The sequence below is a fragment of the Enterobacter sp. E12 genome (assembly GCF_014596715.2).
Taxonomy (GTDB): domain Bacteria; phylum Pseudomonadota; class Gammaproteobacteria; order Enterobacterales; family Enterobacteriaceae; genus Enterobacter; species Enterobacter bugandensis.
The window spans coordinates 49,592-64,796 of sequence record NZ_CP115601.1 but is presented as its reverse complement, the minus strand read 5'-3'; the positions used below and the strand labels follow the sequence as shown (position 1 = coordinate 64,796).

General features: G+C 58.4%; 14 protein-coding genes. 10 read left to right on the top strand and 4 right to left on the bottom strand.

All coding sequences use genetic code 11. The features are described 5' to 3' along the window. The first annotated feature begins 99 nt into the window (after positions 1 to 99). From IB212_RS00325 to IB212_RS00310, 4 genes are all read left to right on the top strand, one after another. Complete coding sequence (locus IB212_RS00325) at positions 100 to 1,221, top strand: efflux RND transporter periplasmic adaptor subunit (protein ID WP_041911693.1); 1,122 nt, start codon at positions 100 to 102, stop codon at positions 1,219 to 1,221. Next, positions 1,221 to 4,331 (top strand): efflux RND transporter permease subunit, encoded by a 3,111-nt coding sequence (locus IB212_RS00320; protein ID WP_041911694.1) that lies wholly within the window; start codon positions 1,221 to 1,223, stop codon positions 4,329 to 4,331. Before IB212_RS00325 ends, IB212_RS00320 begins: the two co-directional genes overlap by 1 nt. Next, complete coding sequence (locus IB212_RS00315; protein ID WP_188245834.1) at positions 4,331 to 5,695, top strand: efflux transporter outer membrane subunit; 1,365 nt, start codon at positions 4,331 to 4,333, stop codon at positions 5,693 to 5,695. The genes IB212_RS00320 and IB212_RS00315 overlap by 1 nt, the downstream gene beginning before the upstream one ends. A 121-nt stretch (positions 5,696 to 5,816) precedes the next feature. Continuing rightward, positions 5,817 to 6,113 (top strand): YicS family protein, encoded by a 297-nt coding sequence (locus IB212_RS00310; protein ID WP_028014983.1) that lies wholly within the window; start codon positions 5,817 to 5,819, stop codon positions 6,111 to 6,113. A gap of 44 nt (positions 6,114 to 6,157) precedes the next feature. On the opposite strand, the gene IB212_RS00305 is transcribed toward IB212_RS00310, so the two are convergent. Then, positions 6,158 to 7,108, bottom strand: coding sequence for a LacI family DNA-binding transcriptional regulator (locus IB212_RS00305; protein WP_041911696.1), 951 nt, complete (start codon positions 7,106 to 7,108; stop codon positions 6,158 to 6,160). Between the two features lie 293 nt (positions 7,109 to 7,401). On the opposite strand from IB212_RS00305, the gene IB212_RS00300 reads away from it, so the two are divergent. The 6 genes from IB212_RS00300 to IB212_RS00275 all read left to right on the top strand — a co-directional run bounded on the left by IB212_RS00300 (position 7,402) and on the right by IB212_RS00275 (position 13,326). Next, positions 7,402 to 7,716: a PTS sugar transporter subunit IIB gene (locus tag IB212_RS00300; RefSeq protein ID WP_014830072.1), complete on the top strand. Its 315-nt coding sequence runs from the start codon at positions 7,402 to 7,404 to the stop codon at positions 7,714 to 7,716. Between the two features lie 11 nt (positions 7,717 to 7,727). After that, a complete protein-coding gene (locus IB212_RS00295) occupies positions 7,728 to 9,053 on the top strand; it encodes a PTS sugar transporter subunit IIC (RefSeq protein ID WP_041911697.1) in 1,326 nt (441 codons plus the stop codon). A gap of 17 nt (positions 9,054 to 9,070) precedes the next feature. Then, positions 9,071 to 10,447 carry a glycoside hydrolase family 1 protein gene (locus IB212_RS00290; protein ID WP_041911698.1) on the top strand — a complete coding sequence of 459 codons (1,377 nt, stop codon included), beginning with the start codon at positions 9,071 to 9,073 and terminating at the stop codon, positions 10,445 to 10,447. A gap of 5 nt (positions 10,448 to 10,452) precedes the next feature. Further along, entirely contained in the window at positions 10,453 to 10,755 is a 303-nt protein-coding gene (locus tag IB212_RS00285) for a PTS lactose/cellobiose transporter subunit IIA (RefSeq protein WP_028014979.1), read from the top strand. 138 nt (positions 10,756 to 10,893) lie between these two features. Further along, positions 10,894 to 12,273, top strand: coding sequence for a carbohydrate porin (locus IB212_RS00280; RefSeq protein WP_041911699.1), 1,380 nt, complete (start codon positions 10,894 to 10,896; stop codon positions 12,271 to 12,273). A gap of 147 nt (positions 12,274 to 12,420) precedes the next feature. After that, positions 12,421 to 13,326 carry an EamA family transporter gene (locus tag IB212_RS00275; RefSeq protein WP_041911700.1) on the top strand — a complete coding sequence of 302 codons (906 nt, stop codon included), beginning with the start codon at positions 12,421 to 12,423 and terminating at the stop codon, positions 13,324 to 13,326. A 1-nt stretch (position 13,327) separates the two neighbouring features. Here the strand turns inward: IB212_RS00275 and IB212_RS00270 are convergent, their stop codons facing one another. From IB212_RS00270 to nepI, 3 genes are read right to left on the bottom strand one after another with little or no spacing between them, the layout of a single operon-like run. Continuing rightward, positions 13,328 to 13,594: a Txe/YoeB family addiction module toxin gene (locus IB212_RS00270; RefSeq protein WP_041911701.1), complete on the bottom strand. Its 267-nt coding sequence runs from the start codon at positions 13,592 to 13,594 to the stop codon at positions 13,328 to 13,330. Then, the gene (locus IB212_RS00265; RefSeq protein WP_041911702.1) at positions 13,569 to 13,841 is read right to left on the bottom strand and encodes a type II toxin-antitoxin system Phd/YefM family antitoxin; all 273 of its coding nucleotides are present in this window, start codon (positions 13,839 to 13,841) and stop codon (positions 13,569 to 13,571) included. The genes IB212_RS00270 and IB212_RS00265 overlap by 26 nt, the downstream gene beginning before the upstream one ends. A gap of 56 nt (positions 13,842 to 13,897) precedes the next feature. Then, positions 13,898 to 15,088, bottom strand: a complete 1,191-nt coding sequence (gene nepI / locus IB212_RS00260; RefSeq protein ID WP_041911703.1) for a purine ribonucleoside efflux pump NepI — start codon at positions 15,086 to 15,088, stop codon at positions 13,898 to 13,900. Between the last annotated feature and the right edge of the window lie 117 nt (positions 15,089 to 15,205).

Genomic DNA, 15,205 nt, shown 5'->3' with positions numbered 1-15,205 from the left:
CCGGCCACGCCGGAGATGCGGTATCGCTGTGCCTTTAAATAGCCCCCCTCCCTGTTGATCCTTTAACAGGGCAGGCATCGTTCACCCTGGAAAAAGATTATGAAAACCATAACAACCTCCATCGCGGCATTACTCCTCCTGACCGGGTGCGATAATGCGCAAACATCTGCTCCCCAGCATCCTCTTCCGGATGTGGGGATTGTCACCCTCATGAGCCAGCCGGTCTCCGTCGTCAGCGAGCTCACGGGCCGCACCACCGCCGCCATGAGCGCCGAAGTGCGCCCGCAGGTGGGCGGCATTATTCAGAAGAGGTTGTTTACCGAAGGCGATACCGTGAAGGCCGGACAGGCGCTGTATCAAATTGACCCTTCCAGCTACCGCGCGGCGTTTGATGAAGCCGCCGCGGCGCTGAAACAGGCCCAGGCGCTGGTGCAGGCCGACTGCCAGAAAGCCCAGCGCTATGCGCAGCTGGTGAAAGACGACGGCGTGTCGCGTCAGGACGCAGAAGACGCGAAGTCCACCTGCGGGCAGGACAAGGCCAGCGTTGAATCAAAGAAGGCCGCGCAGGAGAGCGCGCGCATTAACCTCAACTGGACCACCGTCACCGCGCCGATTGCCGGACGCATCGGCATCTCCTCCGTCACCCCCGGCGCGCTGGTCACCGCCCAGCAGGATACCGCGCTCGCCACCATTCGCGGGCTGGACAGCATGTACGTCGACTTAACCCGTTCCAGCGCCGATCTGCTGCGTTTACGCAAGCAAACCCTTGCCACCAATAGCGATACGCTAAGCGTGTCGTTAATCCTCGAAGACGGCAGCACCTACAGCGAGAAAGGCCGCCTGGCGTTAACCGAAGTGGCGGTGGATGAATCAACCGGCTCGGTCACGCTGCGCGCCGTCTTCCCGAACCCGCAGCATCAGCTCCTGCCGGGCATGTTTGTCCGCGCCAGGGTGGATGAAGGCGTCATGAGCGACGCGATCCTCGCGCCGCAGCAGGGCATCACCCGTGACGCCAAAGGCACCGCTACCGCTCTGGTGGTCAATGCCAGCAACAAGGTCGAGCAGCGTCAGCTGGAAACGGGGGACACCTACGGCGACAAATGGCTGGTGCTGAGCGGGCTGAAGGCGGGCGACAGGCTGATTGTGGAAGGTACTGACAAAGTCACCGCCGGGCAGGAAGTGAAGGCCGAAGAGATGAAAGCCAACGGAGGAAACGCCTGATGTTTTCCCGTTTCTTCGTGCGTCGCCCGGTCTTTGCCTGGGTTATCGCTATTCTTATCATGCTCGCCGGGATGCTGGCCATCCGCACGCTGCCGGTCGCGCAGTACCCGGACGTTGCGCCGCCGTCGATCAAAATCTCCGCCACCTATACCGGTGCCTCCGCGCAAACGCTGGAAAACAGCGTGACGCAGGTGATCGAGCAGCAGCTGACCGGGCTGGATAACCTGCTCTACTTCACCTCCACCAGCAGCTCGGACGGATCGGTGAGCATTACCGTCACCTTCGAGCAGGGCACTGACCCGGACACCGCTCAGGTGCAGGTGCAGAACAAAGTCCAGCAGGCGGAATCGCGCCTGCCCACCGAGGTGCAGCAGTCCGGGATCACCGTCGAAAAATCCCAGAGCAACTTCCTGCTGATCATGGGCGTGTACGATAAAACCGACACCGCCAGCAGCTCGGATATTGCCGACTGGCTGGTGAGTAATATGCAGGATCCGCTGGCGCGCGTGGAAGGCGTCGGGAGCCTGCAGGTGTTCGGGGCGGAATACGCGATGCGCATCTGGCTCGATCCGGCGAAGCTGGCGTCCTACTCGCTGATGCCGTCCGACGTGCAGAGCGCGATTGAAGCGCAGAACGTGCAGGTCTCCGCCGGTAAAATCGGCGCGCTGCCCTCGTCGAACGCCCAGCAGCTGACCGCCACCGTCCGCGCCCAGTCGCGCCTGCAGACGGTGGATCAGTTTAAAAACATCATTGTGAAGAGCCAGTCCAACGGCGCGGTGGTGCGCATCAGCGATGTCGCCCGCGTGGAGATGGGCAGCGAAGATTATACCGCCACTGCGAAGCTCAACGGCCACCCGGCGGCGGGTATGGCAGTCATGCTCTCACCGGGTGCGAACGCGCTCAACACTGCGACGGCGGTGAAAGACAAGATTGCCGAGTTCAAAAAGTCGATGCCGGAAGGCTACGACGTGGCCTACCCGAAGGACAGCACCGAGTTCATCAAGATCTCCGTTGAGGACGTGATTCAGACCCTGTTCGAAGCCATTGTCCTCGTGGTGGTGGTGATGTACCTGTTCCTGCAAAACATCCGCGCGACGCTGATCCCCGCGTTGGCGGTACCTGTCGTTCTGCTGGGTACCTTCGGCGTGCTGGCGCTGTTCGGCTACTCCATCAATACCCTGACGCTGTTTGCGATGGTGCTGGCGATTGGGCTTTTGGTGGATGACGCCATCGTGGTGGTGGAAAACGTCGAGCGTATTATGCGCGACGAGGGGCTGCCCGCCCGGGAAGCCACCGAGAAATCGATGGGCGAAATCTCCGGCGCGCTGATCGCCATTGCGCTGGTGCTCTCTGCGGTATTCCTGCCGATGGCCTTCTTCGGCGGCTCTACCGGGGTCATTTACCGTCAGTTCTCGGTCACCATCATTTCGGCGATGTTCCTCTCCGTGGTGGTGGCGTTGACCCTGACGCCCGCGCTCTGCGGCTCGATTCTGAGCCACACTGCGCCGCACAAAAAGGGCTTCTTCGGCGCGTTCAACCGCTTCTACAGCAGGACCGAGCACGGCTATCAGAACAAGGTGCTGCGCGCTCTGCGCCGTTCCGGCGGCATGCTGGCGATCTACGCCCTGCTCTGCGGCGCGATGGGCTTCGCCATGCTTAAGCTGCCGGGCAGCTTCCTGCCGACGGAAGACCAGGGCGAAATCATGGTGCAGTACACCCTGCCAGCCGGCGCGACGACGGTACGTACCGCCGAAGTCAGCCGCCAGGTGCGCGAGTGGTTCCTCACCAAAGAGAAAGCCAATACCAACGTGATCTTTACCATTGAAGGCTTTAGCTTCAGCGGCAGCGGTCAGAACGCCGGGATGGCGTTCGTCTCCCTGAAAAACTGGTCAGAGCGTAAAGGCGAGGAAAACACCGCTCAGGCCATTGCCCTGCGCGCCACGCAGGAGCTGAGCACCATTCGGGATGCCACCATTTTCGCCATGACGCCCCCGGCGGTGGATGGTTTAGGCCAGAGCAACGGCTTTACCTTTGAGCTGATGGCCAGCGGCGGCACCGACCGCGATGCGCTGCTGAAACTGCGTAACCAGCTGATTGGCGAAGCCAACCAGGACAGCTCGCTGCACGCCGTGCGCGCCAACGATCTGCCGCAGATGCCGCAGCTTCAGGTGGATATCGACAACAACAAGGCCGTGTCGCTGGGGCTGTCCCTGAGCGACGTCACCGACACCCTCTCCAGCGCCTGGGGCGGGACCTACGTGAACGACTTTATCGATCGCGGCCGCGTGAAAAAGGTCTACATCCAGGGCGACAGCGACTATCGCGCCGTGCCGTCCGATCTCAACAAATGGTATGTGCGCGGCAGCGACAGCACCATGACCCCGTTCTCCGCCTTCGCCACCACGCGCTGGGAGTATGGCCCGGAAAGCCTGGTGCGCTACAACGGCTCGGCGGCGTATGAGATACAGGGCGAAAACGCCAGCGGCGCGAGCTCCGGCACGGCGATGAGCAAAATGGAGCAGCTGGCAAACAGCCTGCCGTCCGGCAGCACCTGGGCGTGGAGCGGTTTGTCCTTACAGGAAAAACTGGCGAGCGGTCAGGCAATGAGCCTTTATGCCCTCTCGATCCTGGTTGTGTTCCTTTGTCTGGCGGCGCTGTATGAAAGCTGGTCGGTGCCGATTTCGGTCATCCTGGTGATCCCGCTTGGGGTGCTGGGTGCGGCGCTTGCCGCCTCCCTGCGCGGCCTGAGCAATGACGTCTACTTCCAGGTGGCGCTGCTCACCACTATCGGCCTGTCGTCGAAGAACGCCATCCTGATTGTCGAGTTTGCCGAAGCCAAAGTTGCAGAAGGTTACTCCCTGACGCGCGCCGCCCTGCGTGCCGCCCAGACGCGTCTGCGTCCCATCATCATGACGTCGCTGGCGTTTATCGCAGGGGTGACGCCGCTGGCCGTTGCAACCGGTGCCGGTGCCAACAGCCGCGTGGCAATTGGTACTGGCATTATCGGCGGAACGCTGGCCGCGACGCTGCTGGCGATCTTCTTCGTCCCTTTATTCTTTGTACTGGTGAAACGTCTGTTCTCCGGTAAACACGCGAACCGGAGGTCATAATGTTTCGTGTCACTGTTTTAGCGTTAGCCCTGCTGAGCGCAGGGTGTGTGTCGTTAGACCCTACCTATCAACGCCCGGACGCTCCCGTCCCGGCGACCCTGCCCGGCGCGCACGGCGAAGCCACCGCCGTGGTGAGCCAGTGGCAGCAGGTGATGAACGACGCGAGGCTGAAAAGCGTGGTGACGATGGCGCTGAACAGCAACCGCGACGTGCAAAAAGCGATCGCGGATATCGACGCCGCCCGCGCACAGTACGGTGAAACGCGCTCGTCCCTGTTTCCGACGGCGGACGCCGAGCTGAGCCACACCCGCAGCCGCACGCTGGCAAGCGGTGTTGCGACAAGCGACGAAGCCAACGGCGCGGTCTCCAGCTTCGAGCTGGATCTGTTTGGCCGCAACCAGAGCCTCTCCCGCGCAGCGCGTGAAACCTGGCTTGCCAGCGAGTTCACCGCGCAGAACACGCGCCTGACGATGGTTAGCGAGCTGACCACGGCCTGGGTGACGCTGGCGGCGGATAACAGCAACCTGGCGCTGGCGAAATCCACAATGGAGAGCGCGGCAAACTCGCTGAAGATTGTGAAGCGCCAGCAGGAAGTGGGCGTCGCGGCGGCTACGGACGTCAGTGAAGCGATGGCGGTTTACCAGCAGGCGCGCGCCAGCGTGGCGAGCTACCAGACGCAGGTAATGCAGGACAAAAACGCCCTCAATCTGCTTGCGGGCGACACGGTGCCGGACAACCTGCTTCCGGGCACGCTGGAGAGCCTGAGCGATAACGCCATCACGCTGATCCCGGCGGGCGTCAGCTCCAGCGCGCTGCTGCGTCGCCCGGACATTCAGGAAGCCGAGCATAACCTGCTGAGCGCCAACGCCAATATCGGCGCGGCGCGCGCCAACTTCTTCCCGACCATTTCACTGACCGCCAGCGCGGGCGTCGGCAGCGACTCGCTCTCCTCCCTGTTCAGCCACGGGATGAAGGTCTGGTCATTCGCGCCGTCCATCACCCTGCCGCTGTTCAGCGGTGGCAACAATCTGGCGCAGCTGCGTTATGCAGAAGCCGAGAAAAAAGGGTTAATTGCGACCTACGAAAAAGCCATCCAGAGCGCGTTTAAAGACGTGGCCGACGCGCTGGCGCGCCGTGAAACGCTCAGCGAGCAGCTTGATGCCCAGCGAGAATACGTGGCGGCCGAGCAAAAAACGCTGGATGTGGCAACGCGCAGCTATAAGGCGGGCGCGGGGGATTATCTGACGGTACTGACCGCACAGCGGTCGCTGTGGTCGGCGCAGGAATCGCTGATTGCGCTGCAGCAAACCGACCTGGAGAACCGCATCACGCTGTGGCAGTCGCTGGGCGGGGGGATCCAGTAACCTTATCGGTGGGCGATTCTCATGCGCAGAAAAGAGAAAATCATACTTTCGACTGGAATCGCTACACTGAATGTAACGATATATTTCATGGGAAGCCTGTGACGTCTAAAGGGGGTTGTTGATGAAAGCTGCGCACCTGGTCTGCCTGCTGGTTTGTCTGCTCTTCGCCGCGTTTGTCCATGCTCAGGAAAAGGACGATCCGGCGAAAGAGGCGCAGATTAAGCAGCAGGTCCTGAAAGATATTAAGAAAACCTGTACGCCACAGAAAAAGCAGAGCGATAAGGCCTGGCAGGAGATGATTTTGTCGTCCGAGGCCAATCAGCTGCTGATCAAAAACGCCATCACCGCCGTGAAGCGCGACAACCTGGACGCCTACTGGGCTGCGGTTGGTCAGGTGGATTGTCTGGAAGATTATTGAGTTCTCGCCGGGTGGCGCTGCGCTTGCCCGGCCTGGAAAATGTTTTAACGCTTCCGCACGTCCGGAATGATGAGATCCCCGCGCAGAACATAGGACCCGAGCATCTGCGTTTTCTCCGTCAGCCAGCTTACGATACGCGCCGCCATGGCATCCATTGAATATTCAATCGCCGGGATCACCGGAATACCCGGCAGGTGCAGCGATCCGGCCAGGCTAAAGACCATAATGTCGTCCGGTACGGATTTATTAAACGCCTGCAGCTGCGGGATCACCCGCTGGGCTTCCTGCTCGTCCGCCACCAGCAGCGCGTTGAAGTTCAGCGTGGACGCGTTGTTGAGTAATTCCTGAAGCGCAACGGACGAGGAAGTTGCGTCCATAAAGACGAGGTTGCGATTAAAGGGCAGGAAATTTTTCTCCAGCGCGTGCTTATAGCCAAGCAGCACCTGGTCGGCAAACCCGCTGCCGTGGGGATGGATCAGCGCAATCTGGCGACGCCCCTGGCTGGTCAGATAGTTACAGGCGGTTTCGGCGGCAAAGGCGTGATCGAACTGGATGCTGTTGGAGTTATCAGCCTCCATGCAGTCCACCAGAATGACGTTGTCCATATCCACGTCCAGCGGGAAACGGGCGCCAATCACCAGAATGTCGTCACACAGGCCGCAGGAGAGTTCTTCGAGAGCATTCATCACTTCCGCTTTGCTATGGGCGAAGCGCAGCAGCAGGTGTTTTTGGTGCTGGCTGAGCTGTTTTTCCAGCGCGTAAAGATACCCGGTGGTCTGGTTAATGTTTTCCTGCGCGCAAATCACCCCAATGCAGCCCGTCGACTGGCTCAGCAGCGACTGGGCAATCACGTTAGGCCGGTAGTTCAGCTCATCCACCGCCTTCAGCACGGCCTGACGGCTGGCTTCCTTAACGCCACGTGACCCACTCAACACTCGCGATACCGTGGCTTTAGACACCCCGGCCAGACGTGATACATCATTGATTGTCGACATCTCTTTCCCCTGGCAGGCTAACCTCGCGCCTGCAAATTCCATAACCGCTACGGCTCACATTATAGCCAGAACGGAGTATATCCGTTTCCGTTTTTCATGGAAACCGATTTTCCGTTTCCACTCAAAATGATGTCAAAACAGCCAAATTATGTGACACACATCCGGTTAATTAGCCTCATAAGTATTGGATCTTGATGGTTATCACAGTTCTGCCTTTTATAAATGGAAACCGGTTTCCGTATCATGTCCAATCATCCTCGCAATAACTATTTACATTTAGAGGATGGTTGTCGATGTTCAAGATTATGCTGTGTTGCTCTGCCGGGATGTCCACCAGCCTGCTGGTCAGCAAAATGGTCGATGTCGCGAAAGAACGTGGTTTGCCGGTGAAGATTGATGCGTACGGTGTTTCCGAATTTGATACGCAGTTTCCGCAATACCAGGTGGTACTTCTCGGACCGCAAGTGAAATACATGTTACAGACACTCTCAGACAAGGCGGCTACGAAAGGCATTCCGGTGCAGCCCATCGACATGATGGACTACGGCATGCAGCGTGGCGATAAAGTACTGGACTATGCTCTGTCGCTCATCGAAGCGGCACACTAAAAGGTGTTCACATGAGTTCGTTATATCAATCCATGGTCGCGGTGATTGAGCAGTCAATTACCCCGCTGGCCGCAAAGCTGGGTCAGCAAAAGTATGTGATTGCCATCCGCGACGGCTTTACCGCCGCGCTACCGTTTATGATCATCGGCTCGTTTATGCTGGTGTTCATCTTCCCGCCGTTCTCGGCTGATACCACCAACAGCTTCGCCCGCGGCTGGCTGGATTTCTCCCAGACCTACCGCGACCAGCTGATGCTGCCGTTTAACCTCAGCATGGGCGTGATGACCTTCTTCATTTCGGTGGGGATCGGGGCGAGCCTGGGGCGTCAGTTTAACCTCGACCCGGTGATGTCCGGCCTGCTGGCCTTTATGGCCTTCCTGCTGGTCGCCGCGCCGTATGCCGACGGTAAAATCTCGACTCAGTATCTCTCCGGTCAGGGCATCTTTACCGCGCTTATCACCGCGATTTACGCCACACGTGTCTATGCGTGGCTGAAGCAGAACAACGTGACCATCCGCCTGCCGAAGGAAGTGCCCACCGGCGTGGCGCGTTCGTTTGAGATCCTGATCCCGGTGATGGTGGTGATCGGTACGCTGCACCCGCTGAACCTGTTCATTGAAGCGCAGACCGGAATGATCATCCCGCAGGCGATCATGCACCTGCTGGAGCCGCTGGTATCCGCATCTGACTCCCTGCCCGCGATACTGCTCTCCGTGCTGCTGTGCCAGATCTTCTGGTTTGCCGGTATTCACGGCTCGCTGATCGTCACCGGCATCATGAACCCGTTCTGGATGGCGAACCTCTCCGCAAACCAGGCGGCGCTCGCCGCAGGCGCGGCGCTGCCGCACGTTTACCTGCAGGGCTTCTGGGATCACTACCTGCTGATTGGCGGCGTAGGCTCCACGCTGCCGCTGGCGTTCCTGCTGCTGCGCAGCCGCGCCACGCACCTGCGCACCATCGGCAAAATGGGCATTGTGCCGAGCTTCTTTAACATCAATGAGCCGATTCTGTTCGGCGCGCCGATCATCATGAATCCGATGCTGTTTATCCCGTTCGTGTTTGTTCCGCTGGTCAATGCCTGCCTGGCGTACGGCGCAACGAAGCTCGGCTGGCTGGCTCAGGTGGTGTCATTAACCCCGTGGACCACCCCCGCGCCGATTGGTGCCTCATGGGCGGCAAACTGGGCGCTCAGTCCGGTGATAATGTGCCTGGTCTGTATGGTGATGTCCGCGCTGATGTACCTGCCGTTCCTGCGCGCCTATGAGCGTACGCTGATGAAAAACGAAGAGCAGAAAGCCCAGGCAACCGTCGGTACCGCTGAAGCCGCAAGCAATTAAGTCAAAGAGGAAAGGACATGAAATACGCATTTCCCGATAACTTCTGGTGGGGCAGCGCAAGCTCCGCTCTCCAGACCGAAGGGGCAAGAGAGGGGGAAACCACATGGGATTACTGGTTTGCCCGCGAGCCGAACCGTTTTCACAACGGCGTGGGGCCGCAGCAGACCTCCACGTTTTATCAAAACTGGAAAACGGACATTCAGCTGTTAAAGCAGCTGAACCACAACAGCTTTCGTACCTCGATTAGCTGGGCACGCCTGATCCCCGACGGTATCGGTGAAGTGAACCCGGAAGCGGTCGATTTTTACAATCAGGTCATTGATGAGCTGAATGAACAGGGCATCACGCCGTTTATCACCCTGTTCCATTTCGACATGCCGATGGCAATGCAGGAAATCGGCGGCTGGGAAAACCGTGACGTGGTGGACGCTTACGCCCGCTATGCGCAGATCTGCTTCGAGCTGTTTGGCGACCGCGTGCTGCACTGGTTTACCTTCAACGAGCCCATCGTCCCGGTGGAGGGCGGTTATCTGTACGACTTCCACTATCCCAACGTGGTGGATTTCCGCCGGGCCGCCACCGTGGCGTATCACACCGTATTGGCCCACGCGAAGGCGGTTCAGGCTTACCGCGCCGGACATTACGCGGGTGAGATCGGCATCGTGCTGAACCTGACGCCGTCCTACCCGCGCTCGCAGAACCCGGCGGACGTGAAGGCGGCGCACATCGCGGACCTGATGTTTAACCGCAGCTTCCTTGACCCGGTACTGCGCGGGGAGTATCCGGCCGACCTGGTGGCGTTGCTGAAATCCTACGATCAGTTGCCCGCCTGCAAGCCGGAAGACGGCTTCCTGATTGCGGAAGGGAAAATCGACCTGCTCGGCGTGAACTACTATCAGCCGCGTCGCGTGAAGTGTCGCGACAGCGCGGTGAACCCGCAGGCGCCGTTTATGCCGGAGTGGTTCTTTGATAACTACGAAATGCCGGGCCGCAAGATGAATCCCTACCGCGGCTGGGAAATCTACGCGCCGGGTATTTACGATATTCTGGTTAACCTGCGCGACAATTACGGCAACCCTCGCTGCTTTATTTCTGAAAACGGCATGGGCGTCGAAAATGAACAGCGCTTTATTGAAAATGGCCAGATTAACGATCAATACCGCATCGAGTTTATTTCTGAGCATTTAACGTGGCTGCACAAAGGTATTAGCGAAGGGTGCAATTGCCTTGGCTACCATATGTGGACATTTATTGATAACTGGTCGTGGTGTAATGCCTATAAAAACCGCTACGGATTTATCCAGCTTGATTTAGAGACGCAGCAGCGCACCATTAAGAAAAGCGGAGAGTGGTTTGCCGCCACCGCCTTAAATAATAGTTTTGAAAAAGAGTAATAATGATGATCGCACTAGAAGAAGCCGTAATGGAAATTATCGTCAACGCCGGACAGTCCCGCAGCCTGTGCTTTGAAGCGCTGCACGCGGCGCGTCAGGGCAACTTTGACGAGGCCAAAAGCCTGCTGCACGAAGCCGACGGCTACGCGCGCCAGGCGCACAAGATGCAGACCAAACTGATCGAGCAGGATGCGGGCGAAGGCCGCCAGCCGATGACGTTAATCATGGTGCACGCGCAGGATCATTTAATGAATTCCTTATTAGCGCGTGAACTGTCTGAAGAAATTATTCATTTATATCAGAGATAGTCTATGGCGAAATAAAGTTAATGTAATACCTCTGTACCCTAAATAGAGATCCACTTGTTCTGATGATAGCGACATACTCTGTCAGATCGGAGCGGGATGGTTATTGTCTGAATAAAATTAAACTATATTGAGATAACCATGAATACGATTAAAAAACTTCCATTAACCATGGCGGTTATCGCCGCGCTTTGCCCAATTTCCGTACTCGCACAAGAATTTACCCAGGAGCAAATCGACGCCATTGTGGCGAAAGCGGTAGATAAAGCTCTGGCCGAGCGTCAGGCCAAAATGGATGCGGCGGTTGCGAAAAAAGCGGACGTGGTGACCGAGCCGCAAAGCGCGGCGCAATCCCCGGATATGGCGATCCCGTTCGGCATTAAATTCACCGGCTACGCCCGCTACGGCGCGCACTTCCAGGCCGCCGATCAGAAATACGTGGCGGTGGACGGCTCCTACAACGGCGCGTCCGCGATTGGTCGTCTGGGTAACGAAGGTAACGGCGGGGAATTCCAGCTTTCCAAGGCCTTCAAAGGGGACAACGGCGCCATCTGGGACATCAACGTGATGATCGACCACTGGGGCGACGAGGTTAACCTGAAAAAAGCCTACGCGGGGGTGACCAACATTATGGCCTCCAACCCAAATGCCTACTTCTGGGCCGGTCGTGACTTCCACCAGCGTCCGCAGCAGGGCATTAACGATTACTTCTGGATGAACCACGACGGCCAGGGCGCGGGCGTGAAGAACTTTGACATCGGCGGCGTGCAGTTTGACGTGGCTGCCGTGGCGGCAGTCGAATCCTGTAGCCCGGAAGTGATGGAAGATGAAGCGAACCCGTCGCGCATCACCTGTACCGGCGGTTCCGGCACGGGCGACAAGGGCAACTACGCCGCGACCTCCAAAATCCACGGCATGAAGCTCGGACCGATCGACATGGAGCTGTACGCCAACTACGGCTTTGATTCGAAAGCGGTTGAAAGCGACGAACGCCTGAACGCCTGGCAGGGCGGCGTGGTGCTGAGCCACACCAACGACAGCGGTGTGAACAAGGTGATCGCCCGCTACTCCGATAACGCGGATAACAGCGTGTTCAACAAAACCGAAGATCTGACCACGGTCTACGCCAGCTTCGAAGGGCTGTATAAATTCACTCAGGCCACGCAGGTGGAGTACATCCTCGCCTTCCACGACTACGACAACAGCCGCGATAAGACCGACAACCGCAAGAACTACAACGCCATCGTGCGCCCGATGCACTGGTGGAACGACGTTCACTCCACCTGGCTGGAAGCAGGCTGGCAGCACGTTGACTACGATAACGGCGGCGATAACAAGGGCTGGAAGCTGACCCTGTCGCAGAACATGTCTATCGCCATGGGGCCGGAGTTCCGTCCGATGCTGCGCTTCTACGTCACCGGCGGCAAGGTGGATAATGAACGCACCGCGCGCGTGAACAATACCAAAGACGAGACGCTCGACGACTTCAACGTCGGCGCGATGTGGGAGGCGTGGTTCTAAGGTGAACAACATGCCGGGTGGCGCTACGCTTACCCGGCCTACGGTTTTCCCCCTCTCCCCGTGGGAGAGGGCCGGGGTGAGGGCATCAGGCCGCACACAACCATGCTATGCTGTTGGCCAATTAACGACAACATAGCAGGGGAGAAAATGGGTTCCACACGTAAAGGGATGCTGAACGTCCTGATCGCCGCCGTTTTATGGGGCAGTTCCGGAGTTTGCGCGCAGTACATCATGGAGAAAAGCCACATTTCTTCGCCTTACCTGACCATGGTTCGCCTGCTGTTTACCGGCGTGATCCTGCTGACGCTCTCCTTCGTTCACGGCGACAAGATTTTCTCGATCATCAAGCATCGTAAAGACGCCCTCAGTCTGCTGTTTTTCTCGCTGGTCGGCGCGCTCACCGTGCAGCTCACCTTCCTGCTGACGATTGAAAAATCCAACGCCGCTACGGCGACCGTGCTCCAGTTCCTGTCGCCGACCATCATTGTGGCGTGGTTCGCCCTGGCGCGGAAAACGCGTCCCGGCGTGTTTGTCCTGTCAGCGATTTTTACGTCGTTGATCGGCACCTTCCTGCTGGTGACCCACGGCGACCCAACCTCGCTCTCCATCTCCCCTGCCGCGCTGTTCTTCGGCATCGCCTCGGCGTTTGCCGCCGCGTTTTACACCACCTATCCGTCAACGCTGATTGCCCGCTACGGCACATTGCCGATTGTCGGCTGGAGCATGTTGATTGCCGGATTAATGCTGACGCCGTTCTACGCCGGACGCGGCACCACTTTCGTGATTGACGGCGGCCTGCTGCTGGCGTTTTTCTACCTGGTGGTGATTGGCACCGCGCTGACGTTCAGCCTGTACCTGAAAGGCGCACAGATGATCGGCGGGCCGAAGGCGAGCATTCTGAGCTGCGCCGAGCCGTTGAGCAGCGCGTTACTGTCGGTGATCCTGCTGGGGGTGGCCTTCACCCTGCCGGACTGGCTGGGAACGCTATTGATTGTGTCGTCGGTGGTGTTGATCTCGATGGATTCGAGAAGACGGATGAGGACATCGGCGTGATCTACGAATAATAGTGGTAGCGGCACATTAAAATAGTAAGAGCGCTATCCGACACCCCGTAAACCAGACGGTCAGTATCATTGATTCGGCGGGACCAGTATCCGGAAAGGTTACCTTTAAGCGGTTCCGGCTTACCCAGGCCATCGAAGGGTTGACGCTTCGCATCTTCAATCAATTTATTGATTCTGCGAAGCGTTTTCTTATCCTGCTCCTGCCACCACAGGTAATCATCCCAGCCGTTATCAGTCCAAATCAGTAGCCTGGTCATCTATCAGATCCCTCTGCGTGGTTTTTCCGGTATTTGCCTGTGCGATTGACTCCATCAGTCGACTGGCGTTGGCAGGCGAACTCATCAGATGGATGGTTTCCATCATTGAGTTGTAGTGCTGCAGAGACATAACCACCGCATCCCCCCCGTTTCGGCGGCTGATGATGGTTGTCTCCACATTGTCATTCACGTCGTCCAACACATCTTTGAGTCGGCTTCGTGCTTCGGTAAACGTCACAACCTGCATATTTCCTCCTGTACAAGTTACGGTACAAGTATATCGATGTAGTGACTGTTTATCAATCAACGCGCCTTCACCTTCCCTGCCACCAGCAGTGCCGTCAGCAGCATCAGCGTACCGGAAATCACCAGTGGTGACGTCAGCCCCAGATGGTCGAGCGCCACGCCGCCAATGGCCGCGCCGCAGGTGTTCGCCAGCTGGATCACCGCCACCTGAATCGACCCGGCTTTTTCCGCCTGATCGGCCAGCGTTCGGGTGATCCACGTCGACCAGCCCACCGGCACCAGCGCAAAGGCAAAGCCCCAGATAATCGCAATCGCCGACGCGACCCACTTATCGCTGCCCCACAGCACCAGCACCGCCGCGCTCAGCGCCAACACCAGCGGCGCCCCCGCCAGCGCCACCTTCAGGGAGCGTTTCAGGAACTGCGACGACAGCGACGTGCCGACAAAGCTGGCGATACCGAAGCTCAGCAGCACCAGCGTCAGGCCGTCCACGTCAAAGCCCGCCATGGTCATATACACCGGGCGGATATAGGTGAAAAAGGCAAACTGCCCGGCAAACGACATAAAGATGGCAGTCATCCCCGCCAGCACGCCGGGGCGCTTGAGCAGCGCGAACATGTTCTGTTTGTGGTGCGCCGCTTCACCCGGCAGGGACGGCAGCGCTTTCCACACCCAAATGATGCAGAGCAAACCCATCACCGCCGCCGCGTTAAAGACGTTACGCCAGCCGATAATCCCACCGAGGAAGCTGCCCAGCGGCGCGGCAATCACCAGCGCAATAGAGACCGCGCCGAAGATAACGGACAGCGCTTTTGGCACGGTGCGCGCGGGCACAAGGCGCATGGTCAGCGAGGCCGACATCGCCCAGAAGCCGCCTAATCCCAGCCCCAAACAGGCGCGACCGAGCAGCAGCAGGGTGAAGCTTTCCGCGAAAGAGACCAGCAGGCAGGAGAGCGTCAGCAGCACGCTGAACAGAATGACCACTTTGCGGCGGTCGATAGTACCAATGACCTGGGTGATAAACAGGCTGGCGAACATCGCCACAAAGGCGGTGACGGTAACGGACTGCCCCGCCACGCCTTCGGAAATGCCCAGATCCTGCGCCATCGGCGTCAGCAGGCTCACCGGTAGAAACTCAACGGTAATCAGGCAGGCGACGCAGAACGCCACGGAGAAAACCGCCGACCAGTTGGGGCGCGACACCTCTTTGGTCTGCGGTCTGGTTGTGGGCTGGATATGTTCTGTCATGGCGTCACCTGAAGATAAAAACGTGCGGAAAAGTCGCGCAGTTTATCATCAAAAGTGTGACGAATTTAACGTTTAGACAACTTTTGTCGTTTTTAATGATTCGGAAGGCAGATCGGC

Bases quoted from the DNA above. Each gene is read 5' to 3' on its own strand.
- IB212_RS00325 (WP_041911693.1), top strand. From the start codon at position 100: ATGAAAACCATAACAACCTCCATCGCGGCATTACTCCTCCTGACCGGG.
- IB212_RS00320 (WP_041911694.1), top strand. From the start codon at position 1,221: ATGTTTTCCCGTTTCTTCGTGCGTCGCCCGGTCTTTGCCTGGGTTATC.
- IB212_RS00315 (WP_188245834.1), top strand. From the start codon at position 4,331: ATGTTTCGTGTCACTGTTTTAGCGTTAGCCCTGCTGAGCGCAGGGTGT.
- IB212_RS00310 (WP_028014983.1), top strand. From the start codon at position 5,817: ATGAAAGCTGCGCACCTGGTCTGCCTGCTGGTTTGTCTGCTCTTCGCC.
- IB212_RS00305 (WP_041911696.1), bottom strand. From the start codon at position 7,108: ATGTCGACAATCAATGATGTATCACGTCTGGCCGGGGTGTCTAAAGCC.
- IB212_RS00300 (WP_014830072.1), top strand. From the start codon at position 7,402: ATGTTCAAGATTATGCTGTGTTGCTCTGCCGGGATGTCCACCAGCCTG.
- IB212_RS00295 (WP_041911697.1), top strand. From the start codon at position 7,728: ATGAGTTCGTTATATCAATCCATGGTCGCGGTGATTGAGCAGTCAATT.
- IB212_RS00290 (WP_041911698.1), top strand. From the start codon at position 9,071: ATGAAATACGCATTTCCCGATAACTTCTGGTGGGGCAGCGCAAGCTCC.
- IB212_RS00285 (WP_028014979.1), top strand. From the start codon at position 10,453: ATGATCGCACTAGAAGAAGCCGTAATGGAAATTATCGTCAACGCCGGA.
- IB212_RS00280 (WP_041911699.1), top strand. From the start codon at position 10,894: ATGAATACGATTAAAAAACTTCCATTAACCATGGCGGTTATCGCCGCG.
- IB212_RS00275 (WP_041911700.1), top strand. From the start codon at position 12,421: ATGGGTTCCACACGTAAAGGGATGCTGAACGTCCTGATCGCCGCCGTT.
- IB212_RS00270 (WP_041911701.1), bottom strand. From the start codon at position 13,594: ATGACCAGGCTACTGATTTGGACTGATAACGGCTGGGATGATTACCTG.
- IB212_RS00265 (WP_041911702.1), bottom strand. From the start codon at position 13,841: ATGCAGGTTGTGACGTTTACCGAAGCACGAAGCCGACTCAAAGATGTG.
- nepI (WP_041911703.1), bottom strand. From the start codon at position 15,088: ATGACAGAACATATCCAGCCCACAACCAGACCGCAGACCAAAGAGGTG.